A 21,797-nucleotide genomic window follows, 5' to 3' on the forward strand; every position below is an offset into this window, starting at 1 on the left:
AGTTTAATTGGTTAATTTAATTTTGTTTTTATTTATTTGATCTTTTTCTAATTTGAAGTGTTCATCTTTCGTGTTTAATAATAAAAAATTATTCACTGGAGTTTGATTAAAGCCTTGTTGATAGGCTTGTAGATTGAGATAAAAAGCAGCAAATTCTGGATTTTTATTATAGGCTTTATTATATATTTTAGCGGCTTCGGCATCTCCTTGCGCACGAATTTGTGCCGCTTCTTCTTTTGCTTTAGCTAAAATTAAGCTCACTGAATTATCCGCGTTGGCACGAATCAACTCGGCATGGGCTTTGCCTTCGGCACGTTGGGTAATGGCACTATTTTCCTGCTCAGTACTCATACTGTTTAGTAATCGTGTATTGGCGTTAGCAGATAAGTGGAGCTGTTTAAAACCAATCTGTGTAAGCTGAATACCTGCTGTTTTGAGTTGTTTATTCGCTGCAGACAAAACGGAGTTTTGTTGCGTCGTTGTCCCCTGTAAGATAAGTTGGCTAAAAGGAATAGGCGTATTCTTGTTATTGAATAAGCTAGCTAATTGCTGGCCGATTAACAATTTAATTTGTTGGAAATTATTTTTTGTTTGTTGATAATAGCGTATAGGATCGCTAATGTGCCAATTCGCAAAATAGTCGATAGTAAGGGGGTTTTCTGGCGAGTTCTTTTCATCACTTTTTTCACTAAATATTAGTGTTTGCAAGCGATTATCGAGCAATATCGGTCGCATGAAAAAGGGTATTATAAAGTGTAAACCCGGTTTAAGAACCGAATCTGATTCTTGTCCATTAGACATTAATTTTTCTTCAGACACTAATAAAGCCCGATGGCCTTCGGGTACGATAGTGATGCTTTGGTAAAGAATAAAAGATAAACAGACTAAAAAGCCTAAGAGCAAATGAATTTTTTTTCTTAGAATGATCATTCATATCCTCCGGAAATATTGTAACTACTGGGGATAGTATTATTTTTTTTATTACTAGGTTCTTTATTAGCAGTAATCTCTTTTTTATCGTTAGTATCTGCCGCACTGATAGGGCTTAATTTAGTTGTGTTTATAGAGGGTAGGGTACTGGATTGATTGAGTGTTAAGGAAAAATTGGTGTGAGCACTATTAGCAACAACCAGTTTATTGCTATGTGCCATCATCGTTTGTAAGACATCTAAATAAAGCCGTTTCCTTGTCAATGAAGGAGAGGCTTCATAAGGAGGTAATAAAGCTAAAAAACGAATAATTTCTGTCTTAGCGTTTAAAACAGTTTGTTGTTGGTAAGCTTTGGCATCCGCTATCAGTCGTTGTGCTTCTGCTTTAGCACGTGGTTCTACTTGAAGCGCATAAACATTAGCCAATTTTTCAAGTTGCTCTTGATCCCGTTTAGCATTAGCGGCATCCGTAAAAGCAGCGTGTAGTTGTTTTGGAATTTGAATGGATCCTAATTCAATATTTTTGATAGCTAAGCCGGTTTGTTCTTTTATCATTGATGTATTGAGTTGTTTTTGTAAATTATTGGCCAATGCAAGAGGTGAAGTGGTGAGCAGTTGATTTAAAGTAAATTGGCTGAGCGTGTGATTAACTGCACTGTGTATGATTGCTTGTAAACTGAGTAAAGGATGAGCACTGTTAAAAAGATAATTGTGTGGATTAACAATTGAGTAATCAATGTTGACATCAACAGCAATTTTGCTTTCATCGTGTGTTAGCAGCTTAACCGTAGTAGAAAGTTTACTGACTTTCCCGGAATTGATTATGGTAACGTGTTGGAATGGCTTTAAAATCCAATGATAGCCAGAACCTTCCGTAGCGCGATACACTCCAAAATGTGTAATAACGGCGGACTCATCCAGATTAACCTTAAAAAAACCGATCACAAGCCATGCGAGTAAGCAGAAGATCGAAATTAGACCGATTGCCTTTGCATTAAGTTTTGTGGGGATCAATGGGCGAGCAAGTCCCGATTTATTATTCAAAATTCTTAATTTGAATAAAGCAATAATTTTTTTAAATAAATCACGCAAAAAGGCTTCGAGATCGGGAGGAGTCTGTTTGGGTCGTCCTGTCCACGGATCTTTGTTTTTGCTGGGATCACCCGGTTCGTTCCAGGGCATAGTATGCTCCAATTGTTAGCTTTTTAAGATTTTTCCAAAGCTTATATTTTTCTATCGCAATATTCTTGCGATTTGACTAGGAATTGTTTTGGAAGCATTAATACGATTCTTTAAAACAAACTAGTTTATATTTAGAAACCTACAAACTTAAGAAGCTATACTCTTTTTTACACTTGAATTTTTGTCTGTTACTGCTCAATTTGTCATCTTTTTCACGGTATTTGTCAAAATATCCAAATAACGGCGAGTATACGAATCTATTGTTTTTACAGCACAGTTTACCGCTTTTTAGTCGGTCGGTGTTAAGTATTTTCACTTTTCATTAGATTTTACGCTAGATTTTGTATTAATGAACCTAACGGATTGACTAATCTAACTATAGATAACCTCCACTTAGAGGAGCATTTTAGGCATGCTGAGCCATTCTAGCAACTATTAATTCAGAAATGCGTGGTTAAAAGTCTGAGACGGCATTTAAGCTATCGTTTAATTTGGTGCTAGAAAAACCGAATAAACTCTAAATAAACGGCATTTTAGGCATTATTGAGTTTTTTTCATCCCGTCGTGTGAGGCTAAGGGAGGCATCTAGATCTGCTAGCGGGAGATTAAACCGATAAGAATTTTCGGTACTGCTTTGATATGCAAGACATTCGATGATTGCCTGTTTTAATAGCTTGATACCTATGCCCGATTGAGCAGATATCCAAACCTTAGTCGGTAGGCCTACTGCATTGCGTTCTAAGCGAGGCGAGTAATTTTCAAGTCGATCGATTTTATTAATGACGACTAATTGAGTAATGTGATCCGTGTGTATTTGTTTTAAAACGTCATGAACCGCTTGGTTACATTCGTTCTTTTCTGTATTAGTGGCATCGACTACATGCAATAATAGATCGGCTTGTTGGGTTTCTTCTAATGTTGCACGAAAAGCGGCTATTAGAGGGTGAGGCAAATGACGTATGAAACCCACCGTGTCGGCCAAAATGGCTATTTGTCCGTCATTAAGAGGCATACGACGTATACTGGGATCTAATGTCGCAAAAGGCTGGTTGGCAACGAAAACGGTTGATTTAGTTAACCGATTAAACAATGTAGATTTTCCGGTATTGGTGTAACCGACTAAGCAGATATAGGGTGTGTGAGATTTTCTTCTTGCACGCTGACTTTGCGCACGTTGCGAGCGAACTTTTTCTAAACGTTTTTTTATCACTTTAATTTGTTGTCGAATTAAACGTTTATCCGTTTCTAATTGTGTTTCGCCAGGACCGCGTAAGCCAATACCACCGCGTTGCCTTTCTAAGTGTGTCCAACCACGGATCAGCCGAGTGGAGAGATGTTCTAATTGCGCAAGCTTAACCTGCAATTTCCCTTCAAAAGTACGTGCACGTCGCGCAAAAATATCGAGGATTAATCCGGTGCGCCCTAATACACGACAATGTAATTTTTGTTCTAAATTTCGTTCTTGAGCGGGGCTGAGATCATGATTAAATAGAATTAACTGCGATCGGTGTGCAATGGCGGCAGTGACTATTTCTTCAAGCTTACCTAAGCCAATGAAATATTTTACTTGAGCCCGACGTTGTCGCCCAGTGATGAGAGCCATCGGTTGGGCGCCCGCTGCTAGAGCTAGCTCCTGAAATTCTTTTACTATTTCTTCTTGTTCATATTTTTTAAAATAAATATGGACTAAAAGCGCTAGCTCACCGCTTTGGGGACGTTCAAGCATTACTGATTTCTAGTTCCTCGTCAGTCACATTACAATTTTGTAGATCATTGCTTTCATCAATACTTGCTAATTTAACATTCTTTGCTGGAACGACTGTTGAAATAGCATGTTTGTAGACCATTTGGCTAACTGAGTTTTTTAATAACACTACGAACTGATCAAATGATTCGACTAAACCCTGAAGTTTAATCCCGTTAACAAGATAGATCGAAACAGGAACTTTATCTTTACGCAATGCGTTTAGAAAAGGATCTTGTAGTTGCCCTTTAGACATAATTAGCTTCTCCATGCAAATTTTAAATATAAATATAATCTCAAAAAGCCTTGGTCTTAAATTTATTTAGCTTATAACCAAGCGCAGTAAGTTTAGCATGGGAAATGCATAGGGCATAGCCCTGAACATTAAGAGTTTGTCCGGTCAGTGGGGAGTCAGGGAGAATGTAAGCGTGTAGTCTATCGGTTCATCCGCTCAAGAGAACAGGATATTCCCATAAAAATAGTGATAAAAAATGAATTTCGGATTTTTTTAAGGTCCGTCATTTTATACCTAATAGGTAATTTTTGGTATATTTAAGATAAAATGACGCTCTTCTAGTTAAAGGGCTTTGTTCCAATTCGATCCTATCTGAGTATCGACCATGAGGGGAACGGACAGCTGTGTGGTATTGACCATTAAATCTTCAATCAGTTGTTTTGCTGACTTAAGATCCTCATCGGCGACTTCGAACACCAGTTCGTCGTGAACTTGCATAATCATATGTGCTTTAAGAGCTTGCTGAGTTAAAGCATGATCAATAGTGATCATCGCTTTTTTTATGATATCTGCTGCACTACCTTGTAAGGGAGCATTAATTGCAGCACGTTCACTGGCTCGACGTTGTAAAGGATCACTGGAATTAATAAAGGCTAAATTCAAACGACGTCCAAATAAGGTCGTGACATAAGCTTGTTCATGAGCTTGTTGCCGTGTTCGCTCCATATAGTCTTTTACGCCAGGGTAACGAGCAAAATAGCGATCGATATAATTTTTAGCTTCTTCACGTGAAATGCCTAGTTGTCTGGCTAAGCCAAAGGCAGACATTCCATAAATGAGGCCAAAATTGACCGCTTTAGCACTACGACGCTGTTCATGTGACACTTGATCTAAGGGAATATTTAAAACCTCTGCTGCAGTGGCTTTGTGAATATCAAGACCTCGTGCAAACGCATCCAATAAGCCTTTATCTTGTGAAAAGTGGGCAACAATACGTAATTCGATCTGAGAATAATCCGCAGCAAGGATTTTATAGCCCGCTGGAGCAATAAAAGCCTGTCGGATTTTTCGACCTTCTTTTGTGCGTGCTGGAATATTTTGTAGATTAGGATCTGAGGACGAGAGCCGTCCTGTTACGACGGCAGCTTGATGATAAGAGGTATGGATACGACCGGTTTTTGGATTAATCTGTAATGGAAGTTTGTCTGTATAGGTTGATTTTAATTTACTTAAACTTCGATGCCTTAAAATGACTTTAGCTAGCGGAAATTTTATAGCGAGTGCTTGCAAAACACTTTCAGAGGTTGAAGCTTGGCCTTTGGGTGTTTTTTCTAAAATAGGTAAGCCTTGCTCCGCAAATAACACCGTTTGTAATTGTTTTGGAGATCCTAAGTTAAAGGTTTTACCGGCCAATTGGTAGGCTTCTTCTTCAAGTTTTAATAAACGTTTTGCAATCGAACGACTTTGTTTTTCTAGTAATTGTGCATCGACTAACACCCCGTGGCGCTCAATGCGGGATAATACGGGTATTAACGGCATTTCAATGTCGCTAAAAACTTTAGATAAACCTGCTAAAGTCTGTAATTGCGGTTTAAGAATTTCATGTAACCGTAAAGCAATATCGGCGTCTTCGGCAGCATAAGGACCGGCTTCCTGGATATCGATTTGATTAAATGTTTTTTGTTTTGACCCTTTACCAGCGATTTCTTCAAAACGTATGGTTTTATGGTCCAGATGTTTTATTGCCGCACTATCGAGGCTATGTGAATTACTTGCACTATCGAGTAAATAAGACGCTAACATGGTATCAAAGTGAAGCCCTTGTAGTGGGATCTCATAATTCGCCAGTATGCCGCTATCATATTTTAAGTTATGACCTATTTTTAGTTGTTTAGGATCTTCAAATAAAGGTTTTAATTGTTGTAAAACCCAATCTCTAGATAATTGTTTGGGTGCTTCTGGATAATTATGGGCCAGGGGGATATACACAGGTTTTTTACATTGAATGGCAAAAGATAGACCGACCAGTTCGGCTTGCATGACGTCTAAGCTCGTTGTTTCAGTATCGAATGCCCAGAGTTTACTTGTTATTAATTGTTTTAAAAGTACTTGAAAAGCTTCTTCGTCGAGAATTAATGAATAAGCGGTTTGTGTAGATAGGTTTTTATCGTTGGCTTGGCTGCTTAAATCTAAATTTTTTTCTAATTCGCGCATCCATCCTTTGAATTCTAGTTTTTTATAGCTATTCATTAACGCTAAAGTATCAGGAGCTTGGGGCCGAAATTTTTCTAAGTCAAACTCGAGGTCGACATCAGTTTTAATCGTAACTAATTGACGCGATAAGGGGAGTTTGTCGAGATGGGCTTTAAGATTTTCTCCTACTTTGCCTTTAATTTCATGGGCGTTTTTTATCAGTGATTCCAGAGTTCCATAGTGATTCAGCCATTTTGCTGCAGTTTTTGGTCCTACGTTGGGAATTCCAGGGACATTATCCACCGTATCACCAATCAAACTTAAATAATCGGTTATTTGTTCTGGAGTGACACCAAATTTATCAACGACACCTTGATAGTCTAATCGAGAGTTGGTCATGGTGTTCACTAAGGTAATGTGTTCGCAAACTAATTGCGCAAAATCCTTATCACCGGTAGAAATTAAAACCGGTAGCTGTTGTTGTACTGCTTTAGCGGCTAAAGTCCCTATCACATCATCGGCTTCAACGCCTGAATGGATAATGAGTGGTAAGCCTAATTCACGCACGATGGCATAGAGAGGTTCTATTTGGAATTGTAAGTCATCTGGCATCGTAGGGCGATGAGCTTTGTACTCCGTATATAATTCTTCACGGAAAGTTTTACCTTTAGCATCAAAAACCACTACCATATACTCTGGGTTAGTGTCTTTAATTAATCTGCGTAGCATATTAATGACACCATAAACGGCGCCGGTGGGTTCCCCTCTAGAATTACTTAACGGCGGAAGTGCATGAAAAGCACGGTATAGATAGGAAGTGCCATCGACTAGGACCAGGGGTTTTTTCATAAGACTTCTTTCCAGCAGTATTGATAGATTTGCTTGTACGGATAAACGCGCAAGTCTAGTGTTTAGAAAGCAGCATTTTCATAACCAAAACGATGCGTATTGAAAGTTAGGCGTTAGAATTTAAGCTAGCAGTTTCGTTGTCGTGTTCAATGATATGATAACATAGCCCATTTTAAAGCTTACTATATCTACACGCGGTTTATTTTTGTAGATCCTGGTAAAAAGTGATTAAACTCGCTGTGTGGCGCTATGCAGCGAGTCTGTCAATAAGTCATGAGGTTACACTATGCGCATTGAGCACGAAATAAGATTAGATTTTAAAGACGTGTTAATTAGGCCGAAACGCAGCACGTTGCAAACGCGTGCCGATGTGGATTTAACTCGTGACTATACCTTTAAGCACTCACGGCTTTCATGGAAAGGTATTCCTATTATTGCTTCGAATATGGATCATACGGGTACTTTTGCTATGGCGAAAAGCTTAGCACATCATAAATTACTTACCGCGATTGATAAGTTTGCAAGCTTACAAGACTGGAAAAAATTTTCTACTCAACACGCTAAACTGACTTCTTATTGTTTCCCGACGACAGGAATTAAACCGGAAGATGCCGATATGCTGGCAAAAATTATTAAAAGTGCACCGAGTCCTTTTATTTGCATTGATGTTGCTAATGGTTATACGCAACGTTTTGTTGATAGTATTCGAGCATTACGAAAAAAATATCCTAAAAAAACATTAATCGCGGGTAATGTAGTGACGGCTGAAATGGCTGAAGAATTGGTTTTAGCAGGAGCTGATATTGTTAAAGTCGGTATCGGTCCGGGTTCTGTTTGTACAACCCGTTTGAAAACAGGTGTAGGCTATCCTCAATTATCCGCTATCATAGAATGTGCAGATGCAGTACATGGTTTAGGCGGGCATTTGTGTGCAGACGGTGGCTGCGTTTCACCGGGTGATGTCGCTAAAGCATTTGCTGCAGGAGCAGACTTTGTTATGCTAGGGGGTATGCTGGCCGGTCACGAAGAATGTGCGGGTGAAAAGGTAGAGGAAAATGGCCAATTGTTTATGCGATTTTATGGAATGAGTTCAAGTGAGGCGATGCATAAACATCATGGTAAGATGAATGACTATCGTGCTAGTGAGGGTCGTTCAGTTAATATTCCTTATCGAGGTAAGGTCGAAAATACCCTACTTGATATTTTAGGCGGATTACGTTCTACCTGCACTTATGTGGGTGCGCAGCGTTTGAAAGAACTTTCTAAACGCACCACTTTTTTGCGTGTTACTCAACAATTCAATGAAGTTTTTGCAGCGTTACAAGTCAATGAACGGATTACTAATACTTAGTTGTTCTCTAAAATAGAGTCGCTATTTCTTTTAGGACTACGGACAAAAAAATGCAATGAATGTGCTCCAAAGAAAACGTTTAAATTTCGTTTTGTTCATGATAATGGTGGCTGCATTTGTTATTGGTTTATCTCTCTATGCGTTAAAACAAAACATTAATTTGTTTTATACACCTACCCAACTCGCTGAACGACACGTAACCCCAGGTCGACTTTTTCGTTTAGGGGGGCAAGTTAAAAAAGGCACCGTGAAACAAAATGAGCAACAATTGTTAGTTTCTTTTGTAGTGAGTGATGCGTCGCATAATGTGCTAGTTGAATATCAAGGGGTGCTACCGGATTTGTTCCGTGAGGGACAGTCAGTGGTGGTTGAAGGGAGTTTGGATCCGGGGGGTATTATGCAAGCCAAACAAGTACTGGCAAAACATGATGAACGATATCGGCCTGCCAAATAAACTTATTGAACGCGTAGTCATCAAGATACGAACAGTATACTAGATTAATTTTTATCTTTTTTGTCGAAATGATAGGGAAATAAAATGACCAAAATGACTAGCTTAAAAATACTGATAGCGGTTTTGTTAGTGGCGATAGCTAGTCTAGCGTATATTTTATTGACTCGATTTTTTCCCAGCGAAGAAATTTTTTTTATGGGATTTCGACCATTAACTCGAGCCTTAGTGTTGGATCTCAGTATTAAAAATACTGATTATCCTAGCTTTTTGCCTGAAAATTCTGGATTCTTAGTGGTTCATCCGACCCAATCTGCAGAAGATCATCGGGATGATCTTCTTGAAACCCGTGATATTTTTGCTTTGGTTGAAAAAACTAACAAAAATACGATACAAGACAGGGACCCTCTTTATCCAGAATTAGAATTACTTTTTTTGAAAAAAACGCCTTTAGGGTTACGTGCTAATTATGTGACTTTATCCAGCTTAGGTGTGAAAAGTATTTTTTTTAATCCTAACTATCTCAGCAATTTTTCCAAAATCTATCAGGATAAACTTCCTCATGCCGCAGGCTATGCTATTATGGGTGATAGTAGTCAGCGGCAAATTCGTGATATTCTAGTTAACTAACTTTTGATTTTGGCAGAGATTATCACTTCTCGTTATGAAAAATTTGCAAGAAAAACGACAACGTTTACGTTGGCAATGTCGGCGCGGAATGCTAGAATTAGATCTCATTTTACAGGATTTTTTCGATAAAAACTATCTAACTTTAGTGCCTGATGATCAAGATTTATTTGAACGATTGTTAACTTATCCTGATCAAGAACTTTATTCTTATTTAATTAAGCGTCAGCCCATGACAGATAGAGCGATGCAAGCTTTAATGGAACGGATAAGTTGTGGCGGCTAATTTTTATCGTTTAAAATCTTCTTATTATTTAGCTATTTTACTCCTGGTGGTTCATGGTGGCGCTATCGCTTGCTTGTGCTTTTTGCCCTGGCCCTGGTGGACTAAATTACTGTTAAGTTTGGCTTGTTTGATGAGTTTTGTGACGCTTTTTTGCCAATATGTCTTATTAAATAATCCTTATTCTATCATTGAATTTTGGCAACAACAAAGCATCGGTTGTTGGCAATTAAGGAATAATCTTGGTGAAGTGAGTATGCAACATTTGGCGGATGATAGCATTTGTACCCGCTATTTTGTGCTATTAAATTTTGTTGCTTTAAATAAGAAAAAAACTAAAATTTCTTTAGTTTTATTGCCGGATAGTTTAAATTTTAAGGATTTTAAGCAGTTGAGAAGACAATTACAGAGTGTTAATTAAATGCTCAAAGGGATGTTCTCAGGGCTCAGCTATTTCTACGAATAGATAGGCTTAGGATAGGCCTAGCTCGCAAAATGATGTATAATTTTTACCCAATTCCCCATACGAGTAGGTCTTTATGTCAGAAATAACATCGACACAAAATTTGCCTCCAGAGATGTCTCTGTCTGAAATGCAGCCGATTGTTATGACTGAAAATGCAGCCAACAAAATAGGGGAGCTGATTACTGAAGAAGGGAATTTTCAGTTAAAACTACGTGTATTTATTACGGGTGGTGGTTGTTCTGGTTTTCAATACGGATTTAGTTTCGATGAGACTATCAATGACGATGATACGGTGATAACCAAAGCTATCGTTAAAGAAGATGCTGGAGATCATTGCCCTATCAACATTCAGTTACTCGTTGATCCTATGAGCCTTGCTTATCTAGTCGGTGCAGAAATAGATTATAAATCGGATTTAACGGGGGAACAGTTTATTATCCGTAATCCGAATGCTAAAACCACGTGCGGTTGCGGTTCTTCTTTTGCCGCTTAAGTTTTTAAGTAAATTCCACCGAGTATGGTTGCGTTTTTAGCGCCGGTTACTTCGGGGAGGTTACTGGATTTGCCTTCTAAAGTTTGTTTTGCAATCCATGCGAATGCCATTGCTTCTAGCCAATCACTGGGTACTCCTCGATCATCGGTTAATAAGATAGGATGGTGGCGGCAATGTTGTTGGATGCGTTTTCTTAAATAAGTATTTTTACTTCCTCCCCCACAGAGTAAAATCACGCCATGCGTACTTTTAAAGCTTAATATAGCTTTCGAAATACTGACAGCAATCAGCTCGCAAAGAGTTGCTTGCACTATAGCAGGTGCGGGCGGTTGATTTAGCAAAGCAAGTTGTGTCTGTATCCATTTGAAATTGAAATATTCGGGCCCAGTACTTTTTGGGGGTTTTAGTTGAAAATAAGGATCAGATAAAAATTGGTTTAACAAGGCTTGGTCAAAAGAGGCACTTGCTGCCCAAGCACCCTCGTCATCAAACCAGCGTTTAAGATGATATTGTATCCATTGATCGAGTAGACAATTCGCAGGACCCGTATCAAAGCCTAAAACTGTCGCTTTTAGATCAGCAGGTAAATAAGTGATATTGGCAATTCCACCGAGATTTAACACGATAATCTCTTCTTTTTTATTGCGTAAAATCGTGTTGTGAAAAGCCGGCGTTAAGGGCGCTCCTTGACCTCCGGCGGCAATATCTCGCCGACGAAAATCCGCAATGGTCGTAATACCGGTTTTTTCTGCAATGATATTGGGATCGCCAATCTGAAGAGTAAATGGATAATTTGAAAGGTGGGGATAATGAAAAACAGTTTGCCCGTGGCTACCTATCGCTAAAATATCTTTGGCAGAACATTGACTTTTTTCTAATAGTTTTTTAACGGCTTCCACCGAAATTAATGCGATTTTTTGATCGAGTTCAGCAAATTTTACTATGTTAATTGAATCTATAGAGTAAAGTTTATTGAGTTCTTTACGTAACCGATGAGGTAAAGGGGATTTATAGGTAGCAAGTAATTTGGGTTGATTATTTGAAAAATCGACTAATGCAACATCCACTGCATCCATACTCGTGCCTGACATTAAACCTATATATAATTTTTTCATTAAACCATCATTAATAAATAGGAGAATAAAACTTTTTAATTGTATTGCAAAGCATAGGGAAAAAATAGTACGCTAAGCTGAAGTAGAGTTGGCTAGACAGTCGCTGTAGTTTCTACAGAGGAAAGTCCGGGCTCCATCGGGCAAAGTGCCAGGTAATGCCTGGGAGGTGTAAGCCTACGGAAAGTGCCACAGAAAATATACCGCCTTAGTTAAATTATATACTCACAGCAATTGGATGTTTGGCAAGTGCCGCGTTCGTGCAGTCAACATGTATATCCAAAATACATGAGGATTGCGAGTTGAGCGCCAACACAGCCAAAAATTCAAGTGTGAAGAGTATAGCTGGGTAAGGGTGAAAAGGTGTGGTAAAAGCGCACCGCATCATTGGTAACAGTGATGGCAGGGCAAACCCCACTTGGAGCAAGACCAAATAGGAACCTTTTAGGCGTGGCCCACGCTAGGTTCGGGTAGGTCGCTTGAGATGTATGGTGACGTATATCCTAGATGAATGACTGTCCACGACAGAACCCGGCTTATCGGCTAACTCTCTTTTTTTAAAAAGTATTACCATTAAGGTAATTAATTCGCTAAATATTTTTTTCTGTATCGGCTCATTTTGTGCTTATTAAACACAAAACTCCCCATCAATTTTATCTAAGCCCAGCTAATGCTTGACAAGAAGCAATTCTAATTCCTATAGTGTAATTAAGTGGCAAAAAGTGGGTAAATGTGGGCAAAAATGGGATAAATTATGTTTCGGGGTATAAATTTGGTAGTGCTCGATGCGAAGGGCCGGATCAAGTTACCGGTTCGCTATCGACAGTTACTACCTACAGATAAAGAACCTCAACTAGTACTCACTATCGATACCGAGTCTCCTTGTTTATTGCTTTATCCTTTACAGGAATGGGAAATCATCGAAGAAAAATTGCAGGCCTTACCCAGTTTTAATCCAGCTGTGCGGCGTATTCAACGATTACTGATAGGTCATGCAACTGATTTGGATGTCGATACCAATGGCCGAGTTTTATTGCCAGCAGTGTTAAGAAATTATGCACATTTAGAAAAAGAAATTATGGTCGTAGGTCAAGGTAGAAAAATTGAATTGTGGAGCGCTAGAGAATGGGACGATTATCGTATTCAATGGATTTCAGAGACCGTTAAACCGGAAGAGTTACCTGATGAGTTACAGAATTTAGCGTTGTAGGCGTTTGTCGATGCAAAAACAAGAGCAGCATCAACCGGTTTTATTGGCAGAGGTTGTTGAAAATTTAGCCATTGATGTGGATGGAATTTATATGGATGCCACGTTTGGGCGTGGTGGGCATGCAGGGCAAATTTTACAGAATTTAGGACCTAAAGGAAGATTAATTGCTATTGATAAGGACCCTGAAGCCGTGGCTTATGCGCAACAGCAATGGGGTCATGATGAGCGCTTTAAAGTGTACCAGGGTTCATTTAAGCGTCTAAAAGCCATAGCAGAAATCGAAGGTATTATGCGTCAGGTCGCTGGAATCTTATTAGATTTAGGGGTTTCTTCCCCTCAATTAGATCAAGCGGATAGAGGATTTAGTTTTTTACGAGATGGGCCATTAGATATGCGCATGGATCCAAAAACAGGAATCAGCGCAGCAGAATGGCTAGCCTGTGCACAAGAGAAGGAAATTGCACAAGTATTAAAGGATTATGGCGAAGAACGTTATGCAAAACGTATTGCTCGAGCAATAGGAGAAGAACGGAAATTAAGACCTATTGCAACGACAGTTCATTTAGCGAATGTAGTGAAATTAGCTCACCCTCGTTGGGAGAGGCATAAACATCCTGCTACGCAAACCTTTCAAGCAATACGCATTCGAATTAATAATGAGTTGGAAGATTTAAAAGTCTGCTTAGAACAAAGTTTGGAAGTGTTGAAGATAGGTGGGCGTTTATTAGTTATTAGCTTTCATTCGTTAGAGGATCGAATCGTAAAACGGTTTATTCGCCAGCATACTCATGAAGCGGTGGAATTAAAAAAGCTACCTTTCATGCCAGCTAAATGGGAGCCTAAATTAAAAAATTTAGGTCGCAGGATTAAACCGGATGCGTATGCGATTAAAGCGAATCCACGATCGCGTAGCGCTGTGTTACGAATTGCGGAGAAAATATCATGAATATGGCAGCACGTGCTTTAACACAAAGTTCTTTAACTTGGGAGCGAGGGCAAAGTTGGGTCATTTCCTTAAAGATGTTAGGGCTCATTTTATTAATACTTGCCGTATTGTCTTCAGCACTCTCAGTGATTTATATAAAAACCGTACAGCGTAATTTATATAGTCAGTTACAAGCAAGTCAGCAAGATTACGATCATTTAAAAACCGAATGGGGCCAATTATTACTCGAAGAAAATACTTGGGTGGCGCCAGTGAGAATACAAACTTTAGCGCAACAAGAATTAGGAATGCGAATTCCTGAAATGAAAAACACGGTTTTATTAACGAAGTCTGTTTAAAAATGCTATTCGATCTTTTTATAAAGGGTCTTGTCGACTTGATTTTATTCTGTGAAAAGAATTTAGAATATTTATTTCTCAAGATAATTTTGGTTTTTGACTTGCTTGCCTCGGACTCAAGCTCTTAATTTGGTTTAGCAAGAGGTTTAGTTTTCATGCAGCGTCGTCGCGTCAAAAAAAACAAACGTACTCCTATTGCTTCGACCTACCAATGGCGTTTGATGATAGTGGTTTTTATATTGTTGATCGTCGCCTTAGGTTTAATTGGACGACTTATCAATTTAACGATTGTTAATCGCCAATTCTTACGTAACCAAGGGAATGCAAGAACAATGCGTACGTTAACTATTCCTGCACATCGCGGTATGATTTTGGATCGCCGTGGTGAACCTTTAGCGATCAGTACTCCGGTAGATGCTATTTGGATAGATCCTGCTTATTTTAATCCGAATAGACAACAACTTTCTTTACTCAGTCATTTTTTACACATCAATCCTCAAACTATTCATGAAATAGGGTTACATGGTCAATTTAAAGAATTTGTTTATTTAAAGCGTGGTTTAAATCCCAGTTTAGCCAAGCAAATCAAGGATCTAAAAATACCCGGCCTTTTTTTACAAAATGAATATCATCGTTATTATCCAGAAGGACCGGTGATGGCACATGTGGTGGGTTTAACGAATGTGGATGATAAAGGGCAAGAAGGTTTAGAACTCGCTTATAATAATTGGCTAGAAGGTCAATCCGGTTTAAAGAAAGTGATTAAAGATCGATTAGGGCATGTTGTAGCGGATATACGATCAATCCGTCAACCCAGACCAGGACATCAATTACAATTAAGTATAGATAAACGCATCCAATATGCGGCTTTTAGAGAGCTTAAAACAGGAATCGAACGATATCAAGCGGATTCTGGATCGGTCGTTGTACTTGATGTTAAAACGGGTGAAATTTTAGCAATGGCAAACTGGCCCTCTTATAATCCTAATGACAGGCTTACAACACAGGACGGCCATACGCGTAATCGTGCATTAACCGATTTGTTTGAGCCGGGATCTACCATTAAAAGCTTTAGTATGGCGAGCGTGTTAGCCAGTGGTCGATTTACTCCTAGTAGTCAAATCGATACATCGCCTGGTTGGATGATCGTTGCAGGTAAACGTATTATGGATGAACGTAATAATGGTGTCATGGATTTAACCAAGATATTACAGATTTCTAGCAACATGGGCATGTCAAAATTGATTCTTTCACTACCCGCGGAAAATTTATGGAATACTTTAAATACAGTGGGTTTTGGTCAAATTACGCAAAGTGGTTTTCCGGGTGAGCGAACCGGTAGTTTACCCAATTTTAAAGTATGGAATCCTTTTGTATTAGCGACCTTGTCGTTTGGTTATGGAATTTCAGTGACTGCTTTGCAGTTGGCACAAGCTTATGCCGTGTTAGCGGATGAGGGTGTTAAAGTTCCGGTGACTTTTCTTAAAATTCAAGGTGATGCTCCATCGGGACAACGTGTGCTAGATAAGGCTATTAGTAGAGAAGTGTTGGATATGTTAGAGTCCGTACTGACTAAAGGTGGAACAGCACCCTTAGCACGTGTTCCAGGCTATAGAGTGACTGGTAAAACCGGTACTGTGCGCATAGTTGGTGTGCACGGTTATGAAAAACATCGTTATAATAGTATTTTTATTGGCATTGCTCCTGCGAGCCATCCACGTCTCGTCGTTGCAGTTGTGTTGCATGATCCAAAAGGCCGCTTATATTATGGTGGTTATACGGCAGGACCTATTTTTTCTCATGTGATGAATAATGCGTTACACTTGCTTAATATTCCCCCTGACGATTTAGCGAGTCTTAATCAACCACTTCCTCACGTAATGCTCCCTTCACAAGGTATGCAAGATTAGTCATGTTAGTGCATACTATCTTTAGTAAGGTATAATCTGATACCCGTATGGAAAGCCTAAATAATTATATTAATTTTCTGTCTAATAGAGTTTAGTGAATTACACCCATCCATTTAAGTATTAAACTAAATTTCTCAAAGTAACGTTTTGTCATAAGTTCGATTTGTATTAAGAATATTCGGCAAGGGAAGGGATTGATGTTAAAGAGCCATACTTTTCATTTTATATTATGTTCCTTTATTTTTTTTATATCGAATGTTCAAGCACGAGAGCTCTTACCGCCACGGTTTTCAGCGAATGCTTCTACGGGTGTGTATACGGTAGGTCAGGCGGACTTGATGATTTCTTTGGATGGTGATCAGCAACATAATTTGTATGTGAATCCACAAGGCGCGTACGGTAGTGATCAGCAATGGTATGGTGATGTGGGTTTAGGTTATCGCTGGATTAAGAATGAGTCGGCGATATTAGGCTGGTATCTCTTTGCAGGACATACACGTGTCGAAAATAGCAGTGGATTTTGGCTAACGAATCCAGGTTTAGAAGTGATGGGTCGTCGTTGGGATGCACGGATTAATGTGTATATCCCTGTGGCAGGGCGTAGTAATGAATTAGGCATCAAAGAATTTGATATCGTAAACACACCCGTTTTTACGGGTCATACGGAAATGATAAATAGTGTGTTTAGCGATGCGAATGCCATTCAACAAGTGGGTAATGGAGCAGATGCAAGAGTCGGCTATCAATTGTTTCGTAGTGTGCCTTTAAAGGGCTATTTGGGAGCTTATTTTTTTGACATAGCTAATGCCGATAAGGTGCGTGGTGGAGCGGCAGGAATGGAATATTGGTTTGATGACAATATCCGAGTATTTGCAAATTATAGTTACGATAATTATCAGCACAGTAATGTGATAGGGGGTATAGGAATTAGTTTTGGAGGGGTAAGAAAACATTGGGCAGATCCGAGTCTATCTGAGCGTTTAATGGATCCGGTGGAGCGCTATTTAGCCAATTTAGGTCATGGTTCTGGGATACCGAGCAAAACGTTATTATATGGAATGGGTAGTGGTAGTCGTAGTGTATTGGTCAGCGATAGCATTGCATTTTTTAGTCAGACAGGGACACCGAACAATGGAGGAGGCAGTTTAACGTTAGCAAATTGTACATTTGAGAATCCCTGTGGCCCTACTGATTTTAGTCAAACCGGTGTGAATACGTTAAATAATCTTTTGCCTAATACGCGTATGTATTTTAATGGTGGAAACTATTTTGCAAACATTGGAACGGATCCTCTGCCATTAAATAATGGTCAAAGCATACACTCTCGTACAACGGATTATTCAGCGCCGGCAACCGGTACCGATCGTTCGACGTTTGGTGGGGGATTTGTTTTAGCGGGTAATAATTTATTAGAAAATATCATTTTGATCCCTTTTCTGGGAGGATCTCCGTTAACCGGCGTTACAATAAATGGTCAAAATAATCAGATTCGTGGTAGCGATATCGGAAATGAAAACAATCGTTATGGTGGTTATGGCCTAGAAGATTTAGGGATAAAGACTCGTATTGAAAATACAGCTGTCTATGCTCGTCAATTAGGAATTGTAAAAGAAGGTAATTCCAATTTAACTATTCAAAATAGCACAATAGATGTGGAAGAGTTAGGAGGAGGTGCTGGAATAATTGTTATGGGAGGCAGTGTTTCTGTTATAGATTCAGCGATTCGACTGACAGGAACGTCGAATTTTAATTATGAAGGTATACGAACCTTATCAAACACGAATATCTCTATAACAAATTCGACAATTGATGTGGTTCATAACAGTAACACGGGTAATGCTGTTGTCTTAAGTAATGGTAATGGCAGTAACATCACAGTAATAGATAGTAACTTAAGCGTGCAGGGTACCAATTCTTCGATAGCGACAGGAAATCCGGTCAATATTAATTCAGGAACTGTGTGTATGGTGAATGGTGTGACTACTGTTTGCCCCTAAGTTGTTTCGTTTGCTTTTTCATTGTTTGTTATTAAAATTTAATTTAAAAGGGAATTAGCTAACAAGATAGTTATGTTATAGTTTAAAGATAGGCTTAAAAAAATAGACGTTATTAAGATTTATGAAAAAAAAATGGCAAATCTTACTTAAAGAAGCGATAACGGATCCAGCAGAATTATTAGATCGATTAGAACTCAATCAAAACTTATTACCTGCAGCGCAGCGAGCAGCAAAATTATTTCCTTTGCGCGTTCCGGAAAATTTTTTGGCAAGGATGGAAAAAGGCAATCCAGCTGATCCGCTTTTACAACAAGTACTTCCTTTAGCCGCAGAGGAAATAACGGCGGAAGGATTTAGTCGTGATCCTTTGCACGAGCATGCCATTAATCCATTGCCTGGGTTATTACATAAGTATCATGGCAGAGTGCTGCTAACGATGGCAGGGGCCTGCGCTATAAATTGTCGATATTGTTTTCGGCGTCATTTTCCTTACACAGAGAATATTCCGGGTGGCAAGGCATGGCAGGCTATTTTAGCGTATATCCAAGCGGATACTTCAATCAGTGAAGTTATTTTCAGTGGCGGCGATCCTTTATTGGCTAATGATCACTATTTGAAACAATGTGCCAATGATCTGGCGAATATAACGCATGTAAAGATTTTACGCATCCATTCTCGTTTACCAATTGTCTTACCCGAGCGTATTACCCCTGAGTTTTTAAATGGGTTTACTGCAACGCGTTTGCAACCGGTATTGGTTACGCATAGTAATCATGCTAATGAATTAGATGATTCGGTGCAACATGCGATGAGCAAATTACGTCAACAAAAAATTACGGTATTAAATCAAACCGTATTATTAAAAGGTATCAACGATAATGTTGAAGCTTTAGTTAATTTGAGTCATCGTTTATTTGTCTGTGGGATTCTCCCTTATTATTTGCATTTATTAGATAAAGTGCAGGGGGCAGCACATTTTGAGGTGTCTCGAACAAAAGCTAAACAGCTCATGACTGCATTGCGCGAGAGGTTACCCGGTTATTTAGTGCCGAAATGTGTGTATGAACAAGCGGGCGCAACCTCTAAATTGCCAGTGATTTAGACTAGTGTTGCTCTAAGTTTGGGTGGCTTAGCTTAAAACTAGCCAATGCTAAATAGAGTCTTTATACTTTGTTGGCAAACTCACTTTAAATTTGCTGAACTAATTTGTTTATAGGGGTGGTATGTCAGAAAATACAAAAAATACGCGTATTGAAACCGATAGTATGGGGCCGATTGAAGTTCCAGCTCATCACTATTGGGGTTCTCAAACACAACGGAGTTTGCATCACTTCGCCATAGGTCACGAAGCGATGCCGTTGGCGGTCATTCATGCGTTTGGCATTTTGAAAAAAGCGACTGCTAAAGCCAATTTGGAATTAGGTTTATTAACAAAGGACAAAGCTGATTTAATTATTCAAGTGGCCGAAGAAGTAAAGTCTGGACAGCTTGATGCTGAATTTCCTTTACGCGTTTGGCAAACGGGTAGTGGCACACAAACGAATATGAACGTGAATGAAGTAATTGCGAATCGTGCCATAGAATTAGCCGGGGGAGAGCGTGGCAGTAAAAATCCGGTTCACCCTAACGACCATGTCAATAAATCCCAGTCCTCTAACGATACCTTTCCTACCGCGATGTATATCGCTGCTGTACTGGCTATTGTTAGACAATTAATTCCTGCTGTGCAGACATTATATGCAGCATTGATTGAAAAAGTTCATGAATTTAAGGATATTATTAAAATTGGACGTACGCACTTACAAGATGCGGTACCCTTAACCTTAGGCCAAGAGTTTTCAGCGTATGTCGATCAATTGGAATCAATATTAGCGAATATCGAACAAACCTTACCAGGGCTTTATCAGTTGGCAATTGGCGGTACAGCAGTGGGTACAGGCTTGAATACGCATCCAAAATTTGCCGAATTAACTGCAAAAATCATTGCTGAAGAAACTAAATTACCTTTCGTTTCAGCGAAAAATAAATTTTCGGCATTGGCTGCTCATGACGCGTTAGTCTTTGCTAGCGGAGCGCTCAAAACCTTAGCTTGTGCTTTAATGAAAATAGCCAATGATATTCGTTGGTTAGGTTCGGGTCCGCGATCGGGTTTAGGTGAACTCATTTTACCTGAAAACGAACCGGGTTCTTCGATCATGCCAGGTAAAGTGAATCCTACTCAATGTGAAGCCATGACCATGATATGCGTGCAAGTGATGGCCAATGATACGGCGATCACCTTAGCAGGTAGTCAAGGTAATTTCGAATTAAATGTCTATAAGCCTGTAATGATTTATAATTTTTTACAGTCGGTCGATTTATTGAGTAGTGCGTGCCAATCATTTACTAACTACTGTGTTAAAGGCTTAAAAGCCAATCAAGCTAAAATTAAGCATTTTCTAGAAAATTCACTGATGTTAGTGACGGCTTTAAATCCTATTATTGGTTATGATAAAGCCGCTAAAATTGCGCATAAAGCGTTACATGAAGAAACGAGTTTACGTGCAGCCTGTTTGTCTTTGGGTTATCTCAAAGCGGAAGAATTCGATAAAGCGGTTGACCCTAAAAAAATGCTGGGACACAATGTGGATTAATCGATAACACCACTAAATATTTTGACAGGGGTTCCGCGTAAAAAGACAGGAGAATTTTCACCTTCCCACCTTACTGTGAGAAGGCCCCCGGGTAAATTGACATTAACTTTTTTAGTGAGCCGATTTAATAAACGTCCGGCAATGACCGCAGCACAGGCACCACTGCCACAGGCTTGAGTTTCTCCAGCACCACGTTCATAAATACGGAGATCGATTTGTTTTGGATCCCGAATTTTCATAAACTCGACGTTACATCCTTGCGGAAAATAAGGATAGGGATGCTGATTAAGATAGGTGCCTAAGTCTTCTAGCGGCGCTTTATCTAAACAATTGACTTGAATTACACAGTGTGGATTGCCTAAAGATAAAACACAACAATCAAAGCGCCCAAAAGGTGTTTCGATAGGATGAATGGGTGGTGCAGACAGGCTGATAAAAGGAATTTTTTCTGGATTAAAAATCGGGAGACCTAAATTGGCAGTGACTTTACCACTTGCTTCCATGTTGAGTTCCAAGGGATTATTCATGGTCATCAGATGGATGGGATTTTCCATACAAAGTTTTTTTTCTAATAAAAACTTTGCAACACATAAAGCACCATTACCACATTGAGCGACTTCATTGCCGTCGGAATTAAAGATGCGATAATAAAAATGTTTGGATTTAGGTCGAGGCTTTTCGATTAACAATAGCTGATCAAAACCAATACCACGGTGTCGATTGGCCCAGAGCCTTATCAATTTACCATTGGGCTTAAAATTTTGTTGCAGGGCATCGACAACAACAAAGTCATTCCCTAATAAATGCATCTTAGTAAATTCAGTTTTCATTGGATTTGCTTTAGGTTT

General features: G+C 39.2%; 20 protein-coding genes and 1 other RNA gene. 14 read left to right on the forward strand and 7 right to left on the reverse strand.

Translation table 11 applies throughout. From position 1 onward, the window contains the following. Positions 1-3: 3 nt before the first annotated feature. From hflC to polA, 5 genes are all read right to left on the reverse strand, one after another. Positions 4-930, reverse strand: a complete 927-nt coding sequence (gene hflC / locus ACICP9_RS02215) for a protease modulator HflC (protein WP_395498489.1) — start codon at positions 928-930, stop codon at positions 4-6. Beyond that, positions 927-2,111: an FtsH protease activity modulator HflK gene (gene hflK, locus ACICP9_RS02220; protein ID WP_395498491.1), complete on the reverse strand. Its 1,185-nt coding sequence runs from the start codon at positions 2,109-2,111 to the stop codon at positions 927-929. The genes hflC and hflK overlap by 4 nt, the downstream gene beginning before the upstream one ends. 517 nt (positions 2,112-2,628) lie before the next feature. Next, on the reverse strand, positions 2,629-3,837 hold the full coding sequence (hflX, locus tag ACICP9_RS02225; RefSeq protein ID WP_395498493.1) for a ribosome rescue GTPase HflX: 1,209 nt from the start codon (positions 3,835-3,837) through the stop codon (positions 2,629-2,631). Further along, positions 3,830-4,111: an RNA chaperone Hfq gene (gene hfq, locus ACICP9_RS02230; RefSeq protein ID WP_071662520.1), complete on the reverse strand. Its 282-nt coding sequence runs from the start codon at positions 4,109-4,111 to the stop codon at positions 3,830-3,832. The genes hflX and hfq overlap by 8 nt, the downstream gene beginning before the upstream one ends. Before the next feature lie 321 nt (positions 4,112-4,432). Beyond that, positions 4,433-7,132 (reverse strand): DNA polymerase I, encoded by a 2,700-nt coding sequence (gene polA / locus ACICP9_RS02235; protein WP_395498495.1) that lies wholly within the window; start codon positions 7,130-7,132, stop codon positions 4,433-4,435. Between the two features lie 286 nt (positions 7,133-7,418). On the opposite strand from polA, the gene ACICP9_RS02240 reads away from it, so the two are divergent. The 6 genes from ACICP9_RS02240 to erpA all read left to right on the forward strand — a co-directional run bounded on the left by ACICP9_RS02240 (position 7,419) and on the right by erpA (position 10,803). Then, on the forward strand, positions 7,419-8,483 hold the full coding sequence (locus tag ACICP9_RS02240) for a GMP reductase (protein ID WP_071662414.1): 1,065 nt from the start codon (positions 7,419-7,421) through the stop codon (positions 8,481-8,483). Positions 8,484-8,538: 55 nt separating this feature from the next. Next, positions 8,539-8,937: a cytochrome c maturation protein CcmE gene (gene ccmE / locus ACICP9_RS02245; RefSeq protein ID WP_395498497.1), complete on the forward strand. Its 399-nt coding sequence runs from the start codon at positions 8,539-8,541 to the stop codon at positions 8,935-8,937. Positions 8,938-9,021: 84 nt separating this feature from the next. Beyond that, positions 9,022-9,564 carry a hypothetical protein gene (locus ACICP9_RS02250; RefSeq protein WP_395498499.1) on the forward strand — a complete coding sequence of 181 codons (543 nt, stop codon included), beginning with the start codon at positions 9,022-9,024 and terminating at the stop codon, positions 9,562-9,564. Between the two features lie 34 nt (positions 9,565-9,598). After that, positions 9,599-9,847, forward strand: coding sequence for a succinate dehydrogenase assembly factor 2 (locus tag ACICP9_RS02255; RefSeq protein WP_395498501.1), 249 nt, complete (start codon positions 9,599-9,601; stop codon positions 9,845-9,847). Further along, positions 9,837-10,265 (forward strand): protein YgfX, encoded by a 429-nt coding sequence (locus ACICP9_RS02260; RefSeq protein ID WP_395498503.1) that lies wholly within the window; start codon positions 9,837-9,839, stop codon positions 10,263-10,265. Before ACICP9_RS02255 ends, ACICP9_RS02260 begins: the two co-directional genes overlap by 11 nt. 157 nt (positions 10,266-10,422) lie before the next feature. After that, positions 10,423-10,803, forward strand: coding sequence for an iron-sulfur cluster insertion protein ErpA (erpA, locus tag ACICP9_RS02265; protein ID WP_395498904.1), 381 nt, complete (start codon positions 10,423-10,425; stop codon positions 10,801-10,803). Here erpA and ACICP9_RS02270 read toward each other — a convergent pair. Next, a complete protein-coding gene (locus ACICP9_RS02270) occupies positions 10,800-11,918 on the reverse strand; it encodes an anhydro-N-acetylmuramic acid kinase (protein WP_395498505.1) in 1,119 nt (372 codons plus the stop codon). The two genes, erpA and ACICP9_RS02270, sit on opposite strands and share 4 nt — an antisense overlap. A gap of 84 nt (positions 11,919-12,002) precedes the next feature. Here ACICP9_RS02270 and rnpB point away from each other — a divergent pair. From rnpB to fumC, 8 genes are all read left to right on the forward strand, one after another. Beyond that, positions 12,003-12,470: RNase P RNA component class A (gene rnpB, locus ACICP9_RS02275), an RNA gene on the forward strand. A 199-nt stretch (positions 12,471-12,669) separates the two neighbouring features. Then, a complete protein-coding gene (gene mraZ / locus ACICP9_RS02280) occupies positions 12,670-13,125 on the forward strand; it encodes a division/cell wall cluster transcriptional repressor MraZ (protein WP_395498507.1) in 456 nt (151 codons plus the stop codon). A 10-nt stretch (positions 13,126-13,135) separates the two neighbouring features. Beyond that, complete coding sequence (gene rsmH / locus ACICP9_RS02285) at positions 13,136-14,071, forward strand: 16S rRNA (cytosine(1402)-N(4))-methyltransferase RsmH (protein WP_395498509.1); 936 nt, start codon at positions 13,136-13,138, stop codon at positions 14,069-14,071. Further along, a complete protein-coding gene (gene ftsL, locus ACICP9_RS02290) occupies positions 14,068-14,409 on the forward strand; it encodes a cell division protein FtsL (RefSeq protein ID WP_395498511.1) in 342 nt (113 codons plus the stop codon). Before rsmH ends, ftsL begins: the two co-directional genes overlap by 4 nt. Before the next feature lie 155 nt (positions 14,410-14,564). Beyond that, the gene (locus ACICP9_RS02295) at positions 14,565-16,319 is read left to right on the forward strand and encodes a peptidoglycan D,D-transpeptidase FtsI family protein (protein ID WP_395498513.1); all 1,755 of its coding nucleotides are present in this window, start codon (positions 14,565-14,567) and stop codon (positions 16,317-16,319) included. Between the two features lie 197 nt (positions 16,320-16,516). Continuing rightward, positions 16,517-18,316 (forward strand): hypothetical protein, encoded by a 1,800-nt coding sequence (locus ACICP9_RS02300; RefSeq protein WP_395498515.1) that lies wholly within the window; start codon positions 16,517-16,519, stop codon positions 18,314-18,316. Positions 18,317-18,437: 121 nt separating this feature from the next. Further along, positions 18,438-19,418 (forward strand): EF-P beta-lysylation protein EpmB, encoded by a 981-nt coding sequence (epmB, locus tag ACICP9_RS02305; protein WP_395498517.1) that lies wholly within the window; start codon positions 18,438-18,440, stop codon positions 19,416-19,418. Positions 19,419-19,539: 121 nt separating this feature from the next. Beyond that, positions 19,540-20,949 (forward strand): class II fumarate hydratase, encoded by a 1,410-nt coding sequence (gene fumC / locus ACICP9_RS02310; protein ID WP_395498519.1) that lies wholly within the window; start codon positions 19,540-19,542, stop codon positions 20,947-20,949. On the opposite strand, the gene dapF is transcribed toward fumC, so the two are convergent. Then, a complete protein-coding gene (dapF, locus tag ACICP9_RS02315; RefSeq protein WP_395498521.1) occupies positions 20,946-21,779 on the reverse strand; it encodes a diaminopimelate epimerase in 834 nt (277 codons plus the stop codon). The two genes, fumC and dapF, sit on opposite strands and share 4 nt — an antisense overlap. Positions 21,780-21,797: the final 18 nt, after the last annotated feature.

Origin of the sequence: Rickettsiella endosymbiont of Litargus connexus, from assembly GCF_964277335.1 — a bacterium.
Lineage (GTDB): Bacteria > Pseudomonadota > Gammaproteobacteria > Diplorickettsiales > Diplorickettsiaceae > Aquirickettsiella > Aquirickettsiella isopodorum.

Coding starts and splice junctions, on each gene's coding strand:
- ACICP9_RS02240 (WP_071662414.1), top strand. CDS start 7,419: ATGCGCATTGAGCACGAAATAAGATTAGATTTTAAAGACGTGTTAATT.
- hfq (WP_071662520.1), bottom strand. CDS start 4,111: ATGTCTAAAGGGCAACTACAAGATCCTTTTCTAAACGCATTGCGTAAA.
- epmB (WP_395498517.1), top strand. CDS start 18,438: ATGAAAAAAAAATGGCAAATCTTACTTAAAGAAGCGATAACGGATCCA.
- ACICP9_RS02295 (WP_395498513.1), top strand. CDS start 14,565: ATGCAGCGTCGTCGCGTCAAAAAAAACAAACGTACTCCTATTGCTTCG.
- ACICP9_RS02300 (WP_395498515.1), top strand. CDS start 16,517: ATGTTAAAGAGCCATACTTTTCATTTTATATTATGTTCCTTTATTTTT.
- fumC (WP_395498519.1), top strand. CDS start 19,540: ATGTCAGAAAATACAAAAAATACGCGTATTGAAACCGATAGTATGGGG.
- ccmE (WP_395498497.1), top strand. CDS start 8,539: ATGAATGTGCTCCAAAGAAAACGTTTAAATTTCGTTTTGTTCATGATA.
- hflC (WP_395498489.1), bottom strand. CDS start 930: ATGATCATTCTAAGAAAAAAAATTCATTTGCTCTTAGGCTTTTTAGTC.
- ftsL (WP_395498511.1), top strand. CDS start 14,068: ATGAATATGGCAGCACGTGCTTTAACACAAAGTTCTTTAACTTGGGAG.
- ACICP9_RS02270 (WP_395498505.1), bottom strand. CDS start 11,918: ATGAAAAAATTATATATAGGTTTAATGTCAGGCACGAGTATGGATGCA.
- ACICP9_RS02250 (WP_395498499.1), top strand. CDS start 9,022: ATGACCAAAATGACTAGCTTAAAAATACTGATAGCGGTTTTGTTAGTG.
- mraZ (WP_395498507.1), top strand. CDS start 12,670: ATGTTTCGGGGTATAAATTTGGTAGTGCTCGATGCGAAGGGCCGGATC.
- ACICP9_RS02255 (WP_395498501.1), top strand. CDS start 9,599: ATGAAAAATTTGCAAGAAAAACGACAACGTTTACGTTGGCAATGTCGG.
- hflX (WP_395498493.1), bottom strand. CDS start 3,837: ATGCTTGAACGTCCCCAAAGCGGTGAGCTAGCGCTTTTAGTCCATATT.
- polA (WP_395498495.1), bottom strand. CDS start 7,132: ATGAAAAAACCCCTGGTCCTAGTCGATGGCACTTCCTATCTATACCGT.
- hflK (WP_395498491.1), bottom strand. CDS start 2,111: ATGCCCTGGAACGAACCGGGTGATCCCAGCAAAAACAAAGATCCGTGG.
- rsmH (WP_395498509.1), top strand. CDS start 13,136: ATGCAAAAACAAGAGCAGCATCAACCGGTTTTATTGGCAGAGGTTGTT.
- erpA (WP_395498904.1), top strand. CDS start 10,423: ATGTCTCTGTCTGAAATGCAGCCGATTGTTATGACTGAAAATGCAGCC.
- dapF (WP_395498521.1), bottom strand. CDS start 21,779: ATGAAAACTGAATTTACTAAGATGCATTTATTAGGGAATGACTTTGTT.